This is a genomic window from Gaetbulibacter aestuarii, assembly GCF_039537665.1.
Classification (GTDB): domain Bacteria; phylum Bacteroidota; class Bacteroidia; order Flavobacteriales; family Flavobacteriaceae; genus Gaetbulibacter_A; species Gaetbulibacter_A aestuarii.
Window position 1 is genome coordinate 1,251,306 of record NZ_BAABAY010000001.1, and the last position, 14,449, is coordinate 1,265,754.

The following is a 14,449-nucleotide window of genomic DNA, read 5'->3' on the forward strand; positions in this document are numbered from 1 at the left end:
TTTAAATGATAAATGAGTAAACAAATGATAACTGGAAAAAATTATATCGGTCGGAGCTTAAAAGCCGGAGGTGATAAAACACACAAAACGATTAATCCGAAATTAAATCTGGAAAATCCCACGGCATTTTATGAGGCAACACCTGATGAGGTTGAGGAAGCTGTAAATTTAGCCTGGGAGGCCTTTAAAACCTATCGAAATATGCCGGGATCAAAACGGGCCGCTTTTTTAAATGCCATTGCCGATGAGATTTTAGCTTTGGGAGATGAATTAACAACTATGTTTACCACAGAATCCGGACTCCCGGAAGGTCGTGCCATTGGAGAACGCGGTCGTACCGTAAATCAGTTGCGTAGTTTTGCCGATTTGATTGCTGAAGAAACCTGGCGTGATCTTACTTTTGACCCTGCCGAACCCAACAGAGAACCACTTCCAAAACAGGATCTCCGACGTACTTCAGTGCCTTTAGGTCCTGTGGTTGTGTTTGCAGCGAGCAATTTTCCGTTGGCCTTTTCTACAGCGGGCGGTGATACTGCCAGTGCCTTGGCTGCCGGATGCCCGGTAATTGTAAAAGCACATGCCATGCATTCCGGAACCTCAGAATTGGTAGCTTCAGCTGTTATTAAAGCTGCAGAAAAGACCGGTATGCCCAATGGTGTATTTTCAAATCTTACAGGTCGCGGACGAACCGTTGGCCAGGCTTTAGTAAAACACCCCAAAGTTAAGGCTGTTGGTTTTACAGGAAGTATTTCCGGAGGAAGAACGCTGTTCAATCTGGCGGCACAACGGGAGGAACCCATTCCGGTTTTCGCGGAAATGGGAAGCATCAATCCTGTAGTTATCACTTCGAATGCGCTTGAGAAAAGAGCTGAAGAAATAGCTCAGCAATACGCCGGTTCCATTACTTTGGGAGCAGGACAGTTCTGTACAAATCCCGGTTTGATTTTAACGGTCGAAAGTGATCTTACAAATTCATTTATTGAGACTTTGGCAGAAAAGACTACTGATCTGGACGCGCAGTGTATGTTGCATCCTAATATTAAAAAAGGATACGAAGAGCATGGTACTTTAGTCGCTTCACAGTCCGGAACCGAAACCGTAAAAAAGATCGAAAAGGTTACCGGTGCTAACGATGCTGCCTCGCAAATATGCAAAGTTTCGGGAGACGAATTTTTGAAAAATCCAAAACTCCATACTGAGGTGTTTGGGCCTTTTTCTTTAGTGGTCTCTGCACGTGACGAAGCCCAACTCATAGAGATTATCAATGGTTTGGAAGGCCAACTTACCGGAACTATTATGGCTGAAAAAGAAGATTATCCAACGCTTGGACCTATTGTGGAAGCCCTGGAATATCGCGTTGGCCGTCTCGTGTTTAATGGCGTACCCACAGGCGTTGAGGTTTGTCCGTCCATGCAACATGGGGGTCCGTATCCGGCGTCTACAGATTCCAGATTCACAGCGGTTGGCACGAGTGCGATCAAGCGCTGGGTGCGCCCTGTGAGTTATCAGTCTTTTCCCCAGGAATTATTGCCTGAGGCACTTAAAAATTAATGCGTAATAGATGAGTAGAAATACTTTTGTTTGTATTGATGCCCACACCTGTGGGAACCCTGTTCGGGTGATCAAAGAAGGCGGCCCGGAGCTTATTGGAGCTTCCATGAGTGAAAAACGTCAGCATTTTTTAAAGGAATTCGACTGGATTCGTAAAGGCTTGATGTTCGAGCCTCGCGGTCATGATATGATGAGTGGTAGTATTTTATATCCGCCTCACGATCCGGAAAATGATTTTGGAATATTATTCATTGAAACCTCCGGCTGTTTGCCTATGTGCGGACATGGTACGATCGGAACGATTACGATCGCGATTGAAGAGGGCTTGGTAACACCTAAAATTCCGGGTAATATTAAAATGGAAACGCCTGCTGGTTTGGTTCATATCAAGTATCAACAAACCGGTAAAAAAGTAGACTGGGTAAAACTTACCAACGTGAAAAGTTATCTCGCGGCTGAAAATTTAACCGTCGATTGTCCCGAATTAGGCGAACTACATTTTGATGTCGCCTACGGCGGAAATTTTTACGCCATTATTGATCCTCAAAAGCATTTCTCCGGTGTACATGATTTTTCAGCCGGAAAGATCATCCAGTATTCTCAAGTGGTTCGGCAGCGGATCAATGAGAAATATCCTGATTATTTTATTCATCCGGAAGATCCAACGATACGAAATGTGACTCATATACTTTGGACAGGAAAGCCTATCGATCCCACGTCATCAGGCCGAAATGCCGTGTTTTATGGTGATAAGGCTATAGATCGCAGTCCTTGTGGTACCGGTACTTCTGCGGTTATGGCGCAGCGTCATGCGAAGGGTACTTTAAAAAAAGGGGAGCCATTTATTCATGAAAGTTTTATAGGTAGTAAATTTATCGGGTGTATTGAAGCAGAGACAGAACTCCGGGGTAAGTCGGCTATCATTCCGAGCATTCAGGGTTGGGCCAAGATCTATGGTTACAACACAATTATTATCGACACTGAGGACGATCCGTATGCTTACGGATTTCAGGTTATTTAAAAAGTATGGGAAAGCACATTGTTATAATCGGTGGTGGTATTATAGGCTTAAGTACCGCTTACTTTCTTCAAAAAGAAGGCCATCAGGTGACGGTAGTTGATAAATCGAATTTTAGTTCCGGGGCATCTTATGTGAACGCCGGGTATATTTCGCCAAGTCATTTTATTCCCCTGGCTTCTCCCGGAATTATTACCAAAGGCTTGAAGTGGATGATGAATCCGGCAAGTCCGTTCTACATGAAACCGCGCCTGGATGCCGATTTCATGAAATGGGTGTGGGCCTTTAAGAAGTCGGCTACCAAAGAAAAAGTTGAAAAGGGTATTGTCCCTTTGAAAGATATCAATTTGTTAAGTCGCGAACTTTATGAGACCATGAAAGATTCCGGCGAATTCAGTTTTCATTATGAACGCAAAGGCCTGTTGATGTATTACAAAACAGATAAGGTTGGTGAACATGAATGGCAGGTTGGCCAAAGAGGGATACAAGAAGGTTTGCAAGTAGAACTTCTTTCCGGCGAAGGCCTGAAAAAAATCGAACCCAATGTTGAGCTAGATGTAAAAGGAGCGATATTCTATCATGACGATGCCCATACTACGCCAACTAATTTTATGCCGGAATTGATTCAATATTTAAAGGCTAAAAATGTGACCATTCTGGCTAACGAAACAGTTATGGATGTTGTTCTTTCAGGTAAAAAAATCAATAAAGTAAAAACCGATAAACGCGAACTCACTGCAGATATGGTGGTTTTGGCAGCTGGAACCTGGAGTCCCATATTATCAAAAAAATTAGGATTAAAACTTAAAGTTCAGGCGGGTAAAGGGTATCGCATAAACGTAGAACGTCCTACAGGGATTAGCATACCCTCAATTTTAACTGAAGTCAAAGTTGCAGTAACACCCATGGATGGGTTTACACGATTTGCAGGAACCATGGAAATTGGTGGCATTAATCATGAGATTAATCCGGTGCGTGTAAATGCCATAGCTGAGGCTACAGAAAATTATTATCCGGAACTAAAAATTACGAAAGAGGAAAAAGCGCAGGCAGCTTGTGGATTGCGACCTTTATCGCCGGATGGTTTGCCTTATATTGGAAAAAGTAAGGTCTGTGATAATTTGGTGATCGCAACGGGTCATGCGATGATGGGTTGGAGTTTGGGGCCGGCTACCGGAAAATTAGTATCAGAAATTATCGGAAACAAAAAATCATCCTTAGATTTGTTACCGTTCCACCCGGACAGAACCTTTTAAAACACACTTTTTATGAAAACTTACGGAATTGGTGGTTCTATACCTGAAGCCGAACTCGCAGCCATTGAACCTAAGGCACATTTAGCAAAACCTATCCAAAAATCAGAATTTCAGTCACGGATACAAAAAGCTGCCCGGATGTTGAAGGAAAACAAGGTGCCGGCGATGTATTTACATGCGGGGACCAACTTGTATTATTTTACCGGAACCCGTTGGAATGCCTCTGAGCGTATGGTAGGAGCAATACTGTTTGATGATGGTTCCTTAGAATATATAGCACCGTTTTTCGAGATAGGAACCGTTCTTGATTTTATGTTGGTTGAAGGCCCTGTTCATGGTTGGGAAGAACATGAAAGTCCGTTAAAATTATTTTCAAAAGTTTTAAAGACACATGGCATTGAAGGTGGTACAATTTATACGGATGAAGCCACACCGTTTTTCGTAACCAATGGTATTTTAGAATCGAATAGTAAATTGAACCTGGTAGACGCCAAACCGATCACAGCAGGTTGTCGCATGGTGAAATCTGAAGCTGAACTTGCCATTATGCAGTTGGCTATGGATATTACCCTTGAAGTACAACAGGCAGCGGCCCGAATAATACATCCCGGAATTACGAGTGAAACGGTAACACAGTTCATTCATGAAGCCCATAAACGCTATGGAGCTAAAGCCGGTTCTTATTTTTGTATCGTCCTTTTTGGAGTAGATTCATCTTTTCCGCATGGTGTAAAAACACCTAAACCTTTGAAAGAAAATGATGTGGTTCTTGTGGACACCGGTTGTCAGATCCATGATTATATTTCAGATATTACCAGAACTTATGTTTATGGTGAAGCCAATGATCTTCAAAAACGCATCTGGAATATTGAAAAAGAAGCACAGCAAGTGGCTTTTAAAGCTGCGACTTTGGGTAGCGAATGTGGTAGCATTGATATTGCCGTTAGAAACTATCTTGAGTCTCAAGGATTAGGTCCGGATTATAAATTGCCTGGTCTTCCACATCGTACGGGACACGGCATTGGTTTGGATATTCACGAATGGCCATATCTGGTGAAAAGTGATACCACCAAATTAGAACCGGGCATGTGTGTGAGCAATGAACCCATGCTTTGTGTTCCGGATGAATTCGGTATCCGTCTTGAAGATCACATTTACATGACCGAACAAGGGCCAAATTGGTTTACTGAACCAGCGCATCGTATTGAGGATCCTTTTGGGTTAAGTCTAAAATAACTCAGTCTTTCAACTCGCGACTGTCTAAACGCATCGCCAGCATATATTTTTGAAAACCGGCTTTTTCGTAGGCTTTGATCGCTGATTCATTGGCGGGATAAACGTCCAGGCGAATTTCATAAACGTCCTGTTCTTTACACCAGGCAATAAGGGTATCTATAATTTTTTTGTTATAGCCGTTTCCACGATGTTCTTCAGGCACGAACATAAAGCCCAAATAACCTTGATATTGATGTTTTAAATAATGGCGGTCGGGCAAGATCTTGGCGTATCCTGAAGCTACAAGTTCACCTTCTAATTCTGCAACTAACAAAACGGAATTATCACCTGTGATCAGACTTTTTAGATTGTAATAATTGATATGACCGTCCTGGATCGTTGGATTCATCGGACGTTCAGCTTTAATTACCCCTTGTTCAAATTCTAATAAGGTGGGAATATCTTCGAGGGTCGCTTTTCGAATATTAAGCGTCATAGTTTAACTGGAAGTATCAGCAATAATTTTCCATTCGCCATCGATCTTTTTAAAGACCTGCATAAAAATACCATCGGCATTACCAACTTCACGCTTTAAATGGTATTCACCTAAAACAAAATATGCATCAGCGCAGATCTTGGATATATCATTGATCCTGAAGCTCAAAGTACCGGTGTGATCCTCACTTGGATAGGCTTTTTTGTAGCGCGCTAAAGTAGCATCGTAGCCTTTGGTTACACCATTGGCGCCGTAAAATTTAAGCGAGTCGCTTTTCCAATAACCTTCCATGAATTTTTCGATATTGTTCTTAGACCACGCTAAACGTTGTTCTTTTAATACTTTTTGAATAGCCTTTTTATCGGCTTCTTCATTTTGAGCGTAGCTTCCATAAGCTAACATCAGACAAAGGACAAAAATGATTTTTTTCATATAAAATTTATTTTCGTTTGAAAGATAACATAAAATCTTCATTCAGGATTTTACGCAGGTAAAAAAGCAGTTCTTCAGCATTATTTTGATTGAAAACCAACGGAGGTTTGATCTTTAAAACATTGTGATCCGGGCCATCGCTACTCATTAAAATCCCGAAATCCTTCATGCGGTTTATGAGATATTCTGTATGCTCCGGAAGCGGATTTAAATTAGCATCCGTAAACTCAATGCCCAAAAATAATCCCTGACCGCGTACATCCCCAATAATTGGAAAGTCTTTAGCTAGGTTTAGAAATTCTGCTTTTAAAAAGGTTCCTGTTCGCAAGGCATTATCCTGTAAGTTTTCACGCTTTACTGTTTTTAATACTTCCAATCCTATGGCGCAGGATACCGGGTTGCCACCAAAGGTGTTGAAATATTCCATGCCGTTGGCGAAGGCTTCAGCCACGGCTTGCGTGCAGGCTACAGCACCCAGCGGATGACCATTACCTAGAGGTTTCCCCATGGTGATGATATCCGGAATAACATCGTGCAGTTGAAATCCCCAAAACGTGCTTCCCATGCGGCCGCAACCGGTTTGGACTTCGTCCGAAATACATAAAGCGCCGGCATTTCGAATGTCCTTGTATGCTGCTTTTAAAAAACCTTGAGGGAGTTCAATTTGTCCGCCGCAACTGATGATGGGTTCAATAATGAAGGCTGCCGGGTTACGTCCTTTTTCTTTAATGAAATCCAAACATTTTTTGACTTCCCGCGCATAATGCTTTGCAGCATTTTCATCTCTGCACTTTCCGCGAAAAGTGTCCGGGAGCGGGAAAATATGGGTGTGTTCCGGTTTTCCCTGGCCACCCTTGCCATCAAATTTATAAGAACTAATATCTACACAAAGATTTGTGTTTCCATGATAGCCTGCTTCCGAGGCTATAATATCTTTTTGCCCGGTGTAAACCTTCGCCATGCGTAGCGCCAACTCATTGGCTTCACTTCCGGAATTCACAAAATGGATCACACTCAATTCCAGCGGTAAGGTTTCTAAAAGACCCTCTGCGTATTGATTTATAGTTTCATGTAAATAGCGGGTGTTGGTATTCAAGACCGCCATTTGTTGTTGTCCGGCGCGCACGACATCCGGATGCTCATGGCCTACATGGGCCACGTTGTTTATGGTGTCTAAATATTTTCGACCCAAATCATCCATGAGAAAAGCACCGGAACCCCGTACTATTTTAAGAGGTTCCTTGTATGATAAACTCAGACTTTTACCCAAATGGTTTTTTCTGAATTCTAAAAGATCCTGATCAGCAGGTTTGGATTCGGGTTGAAGGGCACTATCCTTGAATAGTACATTAGGATCGGGACAAATACTTTTCCAAACATGGATCTGATTGGCATAGGCTACTCCGGGAAAATCGAGTTTATAATCCAGCAAGGATAACATGATCTGAAAATGTAAATGTGGTGCCCAACAGCCATTTTCTTCCGGATTCCCTAATTTTCCAATGGCATCACCTTTTTTGATCGTATCTCCAATTGTCAATGTATCTACACTGGCTACAGATAAATGACCGTAAAGCGTGTAAAATTCCAGATCGTTTAGCTGATGCTTTAAAACTATAAGTCCGCCATATTCCTTATAGCCGGCATCGTTTGTAACAATTACGACCTGACCATCAAAGAGGGCATGAACCGGAGTTTGTGCATTTAACCAGTAATCAATTCCCAAATGAATGGTACGACTCTCGCGGCCGTAATTTCCAATTTTATCGTAGGAGGTTGAGGTGTAGAGTGGGCGAGGTTCCAAATAGCCGCCTGCAATGATCTTATCCGGATGGTCTTTTTGAAGGGCATCGATTTTATATTGAAAAAAGTCCAGATCATTGAAATTGGATTGATGTCCGATCCAGGTACTTGAAACACTCAGGTCTAGGGGATAAGCCCCGGAATTAGGAAAATTTGGAAAAAGTTGCTGCAAATTGAACTCTTGAGACTTAGCCCAGGATACGAAGGTTTTTTGCTGGGGATGTGGATCGAAACCACAGGCGCCTCTGAAACTGTAATAGGCAAAGTCGGGAATTACTTTTTTCCAAAGCTTGAGTAATTCCCAGGCCTGGGTTTCACTTACCAGCAAATAGGTGTTTTCTGGATCGCTTTTCTTTCCAAGAGCAGATTTGGTGACAGAGATCACCAAACGCATGGCGATACAGCTGTAAAGATGCTGTAATTCTTCATCTTTCAGTGGAAAAGCCTTATGATAGCCTTGAATAACAGACAAGGCAGCTTCCAGCGGATCCGGATGCTCCATTATGGCGTAAGTGCACGTTATGGCCACATCGTTTATGATCTGGGTATAAATAGCATCACCAAAATCAATAATGCCACTGAGTTTTGGGTTTTTCAGATCTGAACTTACTACGAGATTATGATCATTCAGGTCATTATGTACTATCCCTTTTCGCAATTTTGAGTAGGATGCAGTTTTCATTTCAAAAAGTTTCTGAAAATGAAGCACTAATTTTTGTTCTTCTTCAGAAAAAATATCAAGGTGCTTTTTGGTCCAAAGGGATTGCGCGATATCCCAATCGAATTCATAATGAGCTTTGGGATGGTCGAAGGTTTTTAGTGCCCCGGTAATTTCACCTGCAGCAAGGCCGAGGCTAAAGCGCAGGGTTTCAGTTTGGGGGTTTACGCTGTGCCACATACGACCTGAAACCCAACTTAGAAGGCGTATATAAATCTCGTTGCCATTGTTGTCCTGAATAACAGTGAGTGTCTCTCCTTGTTTGTTAGGAATACATTCTGGAATTCCGAAATTTTTATTAAAATCTGCCAAGTGCATTAAAAGCGCATTTTGATATTCCAGATTTGCTTTTGCTTCAGTAGGACCGGCAATTTTTAGAACATAGTTGGTTCCTTTTTTAGTTTCAACCTTAAAATTTATATCCTGATAACTTACTAACGCGGTGAGTTCACCTTCAACTTGATAGTGTTTAAAAAGTAAAGCTTTGGCTGTTTCTTGGGTAACTTGAACTTGTGTTGGGGTTTGCATATAGTAATTAGAACCAATTGATTTCCGTAAAAATAAATAAAACGGTAATTAAAAATGTTGTTCATCGGTAATATTGACACCAAAATTTTTTTCACCCAATTTACATTTCGATTTATCGAAAAATTCTGGAAAACGGTTTTTCTTGTGGTAAATTTAGGTCAGAATCAGATTATTAGCCTTCCTAAGATTTTATTTTTTAACGTATTAAATCAATAAAAAAATGAATTTGAGAATTACGAATTGCAACAATTTCTTCAAAATTAAAGGCAGTCTGAACCGCGATACCTTAGCTACATTTCAAGCCGAGTTCGAGCATATTTTTGAGCGTTTTAGTTCTTTAACGATCAGTATTGAAGATGTTGAATCCATGGATCGTTATGGTGTGGAAGCTATTGCAGCTTTGCACAAAGAGGCTTTGGCACGGCAAAAATCTATGGCCATTATTGGATTGGGTAGTAAAGATCTTTACGACCATTTCAAATCGCAGGTAGCCGCCTAATTTTATAACACCGATTTTTGTTTTTCATAAAAGGCATCCGCCTGAAGTTTCAGGATGTCTTTCGCCTTTTTGCGCTTATGATCGTAAAGTTCAGCATCCGATTCTAGTTCGGTATACAAACGCTGATTCATCACGGTGTCGGTTTGCAGCATGCCTTCGCGTGCTGTTTTGTTTTGTGTGATATGGGTTTTTATAGCCAGTTCTTCATCGTCCAATTTAAAGTCGTAAGCTCCTTTTGGTGCTAATAATTTTGCCATAATCGGCGCCGTTTCAACCGCCAGGAACAAAAGAAAAATAAAGAATGAAGGTAGCCAGGGGAGTTTTCCTAAAGCCCTGATGCGAGCCATGAGTCCGTCGAAATTATCAATAACCGGTTGCGTCTCGCCCACCTGAGTGTCATAATCGGATTTTAGTTGATCGATTTTGGTTTCAAGGTCACTAATCTTCTTCGCATTTGTTTCCTTTAAAGTTTGCAATTCGGCTAATGCAGCATCGTGTTTTTCTCGCTTTTCTTTATAAACAGGTCCTTTTCCCAATAACTTAGTACCGGTGCGTCCTTCAGCTTCGCCAATGTAAATATCATAGAGATTGTTTACTTCGGTTTCTTTGGTTTTTACCGCATTCTGTAGATCAGCGATTTCTTTTTCCATGGCGGTAATCTCGGGTGTGTATTGTTCCAGAATTTGGTTTTGATTAGCTAGGGTCATGTCGTTTTTTTCTTCCAGAAGGACCTGATTGATCTCCTTTTCGAAAATTTTTAGTTCCAAAGGTTTTGATATGACGACAGCGATGATGATTGCCAGAATAATCCTGGGTGTGGCCTGAATAAATTCACTTTTAAAGCTTCCCGTCTTTTTAATGGTAGAGACAATAAACCGATCGAGATTAAAAATAAGCATGCCCCATACGATTCCGAAAAAGACAGCGATCCAAATATTATCGAAAACGGTATTTAGGGCATAGGCCGCTGCAATAAAGGCCATGAGTGCCGTCAAGAAAACGCTCGCACCAATACCAACATACTTATTTTGTTCTCCGGGACTACAGTCGTCTAAAATTTTTGAATCGGCTCCTGAACACAGGATAAAGAATGATTTTAACATGAAAGAGTGATTTTTGATTGATTGTTTATTAGAACGTAAAAATTGTTGAATTGTTACATAAATCCTCAAAAAATAAAAAAGTTTGAAAAGGGTCTAATTTACTGATATACTGTAACAAGTGTTACATTCCACATGGCACGTTATGCGTACCTTTATATAGGTTTTAAAAACATTGAATTATGAAAACTGTTGTAATTGGAGGGAACTTCGCAGGAATGACTGCAGCCCTCGAGATCAAACGAAAAGGTAAAGCGCAACACGAGGTTGTGTTAATCGACAAATCACCCCTTTTTCTATTTATTCCATCATTAATCTGGGTGCCTTTTGGCCGTAGAAATATTCAGGATATATCATTCAGAAAAGATACTATTTTAGAGAAAAAAGGGGTCACATTCTTAAAAGCGGAAGCGCTGCAGGTAGATACTAAAAAGAATAAAGTAACCACCGATCAGGGTGATGTATTTTACGATCATTTAGTTATTGCAACAGGACCAAAAGTGAAATATGATGTAGCACCAGGAGTTAAAGAATTTGCCCACTACATTGGTACACCCAATGGTGCCATGAAAACAAGAAAAGCGCTTGAGGAATTCAAGAAAAACCCCGGTGACATTGTTATTGGAGCCACTCAAAATGCCGGATGTATGGGTGCCGCTTATGAGTTTTTATTTAACGTTGAAAAATGGCTGAGAGAGCAAAACATCAGAAAAAAAGTAAACTTATACTGGGTGACTCCTGAAACTTTTTTAGGACACTTTGGTATCGACGGTATTACCGGTGGTGAAACCATGTTGAAATCCTTTATGAAAATGTTCCATATCCACTACAGAACCGAAGTGGGAATTAAAGAGGTTTTTGAAGATAAAGTTGCATTGACTTCCGGCGAAGTATTGAATAGCCGATTCACCATGTTAATGCCGCCGTTTGTAGGTGTAGATTTTGTAACTAATTCTAAAGGTTTGAATGCCACTGCTGCAGGTTATATTCCTGTAACCGATGATTACAGACACCGTGATATACCTAATGTATGGGCTGCTGGTATTGCTGTAGACGTGAAATTGCCTTTTACTCCCGGAAAAGTACCATTCTCCGGACCTAAAACAGGCTATCCTTCTGATGAGACCGGTAAAATTGTGGCCGAGAACATCATTAGAACTGCGAATGGTAAAACCGAATTAAAGAAAAAAGCCTGGGGTAAAATACCCGGAATCTGTGTTATGGATGCCGGTAAAAAAGAGGTTATTATTTTAAGTAATAGTCTGTTTAAACCAAGAAAATTTGCCATCATGCTACCGAATGTGATTTTTGATTTTTCTAAAGTTCTTTTTGAAAAATACTTTATGTGGAAAACCCGACACGGGTATTCTCAATTACCATAAGGTTGATTTGTTAGTTTTTGAACAAGGAACAGCCCGTTTAAGACGGGCTGTTTTTTTTGACTTTACCTGAGCGATTACTCTCGATAATAGCTGTAGTTAAAATAAGTGCACCTCCAATAAACGTATTTACATTCGGAATTTCGTTTAAGAACACATAAGCCATGATGATCCCGAAAATAGGTTGCACGCTATTGATCAGGCTGGCTGTACTTACCGAGAAATATTTAAGCGAATGGATGAACAGGGAATGCCCGATGGCCGTTGTTACCAGAGCGAGTAAGATCACATAAGGATATTGTGTTGTTAGGTTGCTCACATCCATAAAGAACATAACCGGAAGCATAACGACGCTCAGGATCCCTATTTGATGCAGCATAAGTACAGTGCCATTATATTTTTTTACATGGCGTTTTAAAAAGAGATTTCGTAGGGCATAACAAAAGGCTGAAAATACACCTAGTAAAATACCTTTAACATCGCTGCTTTCGAAATTGAAATCGGGAGCCAGGATATAAATACCAACAAGAACGATAACCCCCAACAGAATATGCACGGCATTGAATTTTGTTTTAAAGAACAATGGTTCCAGTAATGCTGTTATTACCGGAAAGGTAAAAAGCGACAACATGCCCAGGGCTACGTTAGAGAATTTTAGAGCGTAGAAATAGGTAGTCCAATGTGTTCCCAATAATAGTGCGCTTAGCAAAATAGTGGGAAGATCTTTTGAGGATTTTAGGTTGATGCTATAGGATTTGTAGCGGCAAAACAAATACAAAAACAAACCACCAAGCGCACAGCGCAACCAAATGATGGTTGGTGGTGGTAAATTGATGAATTTTCCCAGGACGCCGGAAGTACTTATTAAAAGTGTGGCTATGGCGAGCATGGAAAGCTCTTTGGTGTGTTGGTTGTTTATCATGATTTACCGTTCTGTGTTAGGGATTGAAGCGGCATCCTTTTTTGACGTAGGAAAAAAAGATACAGCGGAAAGCCCGACGCCCGCCCTAAGGCGGGGGGAACACCCAAATTACTCATTAAACATTTCGGTAAAATATTTATAGAACAACGGTATGGTTTCGATGCCTTTGTAATAGTTGCGTAAGCCATAATGCTCGTTGGGCGAGTGGATGGCGTCGGAATCGAGGCCAAAGCCCATGAGGATGGTTTTGCTTTTTAGTTGCTGCTCGAACAAGGAAACAATAGGGATACTGCCGCCACCGCGATGTGGAATGGCCGGCGTTCCGAAGGTGTCCTCGTATGCTTTACTGGCGGCCTGATATCCGATATTGTCGATCGGCGTAACGTAGGCCTGACCGCCGTGATGTGGGGTTACTTTAATGGTAACGGCATCTGGTGCTATACTTTCAAAATGTTTGGTGAACTTTTCAGTAATATCATGCCAATCCTGGTTAGGAACCAGGCGCATGGAGATTTTGGCGTAAGCCTTGCTGGCGATAACCGTTTTGGCGCCTTCGCCGGTGTAGCCTCCCCAAATACCGTTAACATCGAGGGTTGGGCGAATGCTGTTACGCTCGTTTGTGGTATAGCCTTTTTCGCCATAGATATCAGGAATACCAATGGATTTCTTATAGTTTTCCAGGTTGAAAGGTGCTTTGGCCATTTCGGCGCGTTCCTCTTTTGATAACTCCTGAACCTCATCGTAAAATCCGGGAATGGTGATGCGATTATTCTCATCATGTAATTCTGCGATCATTTTCGCGAGAATGTTGATGGGGTTTGCCACGGCGCCGCCGTAGAGTCCGGAGTGTAGATCGCGGTTGGGTCCGGTAACTTCTACCTCGACATAACTGAGTCCGCGTAAGCCTGTGGTAATAGACGGCACATCGGGAGCGATCATGCCTGTGTCGGAGATCAGGATCACATCGTTTTTCAGTTTTTCACGGTTGTTATTAACATAGGTGCTGAGGTTGACGCTTCCAACTTCTTCTTCGCCTTCGATCATAAATTTCACGTTGCAGGGCAGGGTATTGGTGTTGGTCATTAGTTCCATGGCTTTTACATGCATGTACATCTGGCCTTTATCATCGCAGGCGCCTCGGGCATAAATAGCGCCATCAGGATGAAGCTCGGTCTTTTTAATAACTGGTTCAAAAGGCGGAGAATCCCAAAGATTGATAGGATCCGGTGGTTGCACATCGTAATGGCCGTAAACCAAAACGGTTGGTAATTTTGGGTCGATGATCTTTTCGCCATACACAATAGGATGTCCATCGGTAGTGCAAAGTTCCACCATATCGCAGCCGGCTTTTTCGAGACTGCTTTTAACGGCTTCGGCAGTTTTCAGTACGTCCTTTTTATAAGCGGAATCTGCACTGATAGATGGAATTTTAAGGAGCTCGATAAGTTCATTTAAAAAGCGATCTTTATGGGAATTAATATAGGATTGAATGGTATTCATTATTGGGTTTTTTAGGATTCTTTCAAAAGTAT

General features: G+C 41.5%; 12 protein-coding genes. 6 read left to right on the forward strand and 6 right to left on the reverse strand.

Going from position 1 to position 14,449, the window contains the following annotated elements; genetic code table 11:
• Positions 1 to 24 precede the first annotated feature (24 nt).
• The 4 genes from ABD682_RS05625 to ABD682_RS05640 are packed head-to-tail and all read left to right on the forward strand — an operon-like array spanning position 25 to position 5,061.
• A complete protein-coding gene (locus ABD682_RS05625) occupies positions 25 to 1,551 on the forward strand; it encodes an aldehyde dehydrogenase (NADP(+)) (RefSeq protein WP_344739939.1) in 1,527 nt (508 codons plus the stop codon).
• Between the two features lie 10 nt (positions 1,552 to 1,561).
• A complete protein-coding gene (locus ABD682_RS05630; protein WP_344739941.1) occupies positions 1,562 to 2,572 on the forward strand; it encodes a 4-hydroxyproline epimerase in 1,011 nt (336 codons plus the stop codon).
• A 5-nt stretch (positions 2,573 to 2,577) separates the two neighbouring features.
• A complete protein-coding gene (locus tag ABD682_RS05635; RefSeq protein WP_344739944.1) occupies positions 2,578 to 3,825 on the forward strand; it encodes an NAD(P)/FAD-dependent oxidoreductase in 1,248 nt (415 codons plus the stop codon).
• A gap of 12 nt (positions 3,826 to 3,837) precedes the next feature.
• Positions 3,838 to 5,061 (forward strand): M24 family metallopeptidase, encoded by a 1,224-nt coding sequence (locus ABD682_RS05640; protein ID WP_344739946.1) that lies wholly within the window; start codon positions 3,838 to 3,840, stop codon positions 5,059 to 5,061.
• A 1-nt stretch (position 5,062) separates the two neighbouring features.
• Here ABD682_RS05640 and ABD682_RS05645 read toward each other — a convergent pair whose 3' ends face one another.
• Genes ABD682_RS05645 through ABD682_RS05655 form a run of 3 tightly spaced genes read right to left on the reverse strand, consistent with a single transcriptional unit; the run spans position 5,063 to position 9,017 of the window.
• Positions 5,063 to 5,536 carry a GNAT family N-acetyltransferase gene (locus ABD682_RS05645; RefSeq protein WP_344739948.1) on the reverse strand — a complete coding sequence of 158 codons (474 nt, stop codon included), beginning with the start codon at positions 5,534 to 5,536 and terminating at the stop codon, positions 5,063 to 5,065.
• Positions 5,537 to 5,539: 3 nt separating this feature from the next.
• Positions 5,540 to 5,968 carry a YybH family protein gene (locus ABD682_RS05650; protein WP_344739950.1) on the reverse strand — a complete coding sequence of 143 codons (429 nt, stop codon included), beginning with the start codon at positions 5,966 to 5,968 and terminating at the stop codon, positions 5,540 to 5,542.
• 7 nt (positions 5,969 to 5,975) lie between these two features.
• Positions 5,976 to 9,017: an aminotransferase class III-fold pyridoxal phosphate-dependent enzyme gene (locus ABD682_RS05655; protein WP_344739952.1), complete on the reverse strand. Its 3,042-nt coding sequence runs from the start codon at positions 9,015 to 9,017 to the stop codon at positions 5,976 to 5,978.
• A gap of 220 nt (positions 9,018 to 9,237) precedes the next feature.
• On the opposite strand from ABD682_RS05655, the gene ABD682_RS05660 reads away from it, so the two are divergent.
• Positions 9,238 to 9,516 (forward strand): STAS domain-containing protein, encoded by a 279-nt coding sequence (locus ABD682_RS05660; RefSeq protein WP_344739954.1) that lies wholly within the window; start codon positions 9,238 to 9,240, stop codon positions 9,514 to 9,516.
• Between the two features lie 2 nt (positions 9,517 to 9,518).
• Here ABD682_RS05660 and ABD682_RS05665 read toward each other — a convergent pair whose 3' ends face one another.
• Positions 9,519 to 10,619, reverse strand: a complete 1,101-nt coding sequence (locus ABD682_RS05665; RefSeq protein ID WP_344739956.1) for a DUF4407 domain-containing protein — start codon at positions 10,617 to 10,619, stop codon at positions 9,519 to 9,521.
• A gap of 179 nt (positions 10,620 to 10,798) precedes the next feature.
• Between ABD682_RS05665 and ABD682_RS05670 the strand changes: the two genes are divergently transcribed.
• The gene (locus tag ABD682_RS05670; protein ID WP_344739958.1) at positions 10,799 to 11,998 is read left to right on the forward strand and encodes an NAD(P)/FAD-dependent oxidoreductase; all 1,200 of its coding nucleotides are present in this window, start codon (positions 10,799 to 10,801) and stop codon (positions 11,996 to 11,998) included.
• 37 nt (positions 11,999 to 12,035) lie between these two features.
• Here ABD682_RS05670 and ABD682_RS05675 read toward each other — a convergent pair whose 3' ends face one another.
• Positions 12,036 to 12,917 (reverse strand): DMT family transporter, encoded by an 882-nt coding sequence (locus ABD682_RS05675; RefSeq protein ID WP_344739960.1) that lies wholly within the window; start codon positions 12,915 to 12,917, stop codon positions 12,036 to 12,038.
• Positions 12,918 to 13,025: 108 nt separating this feature from the next.
• Positions 13,026 to 14,417: a dipeptidase gene (locus tag ABD682_RS05680; RefSeq protein ID WP_344739963.1), complete on the reverse strand. Its 1,392-nt coding sequence runs from the start codon at positions 14,415 to 14,417 to the stop codon at positions 13,026 to 13,028.
• Positions 14,418 to 14,449 lie beyond the last annotated feature (32 nt).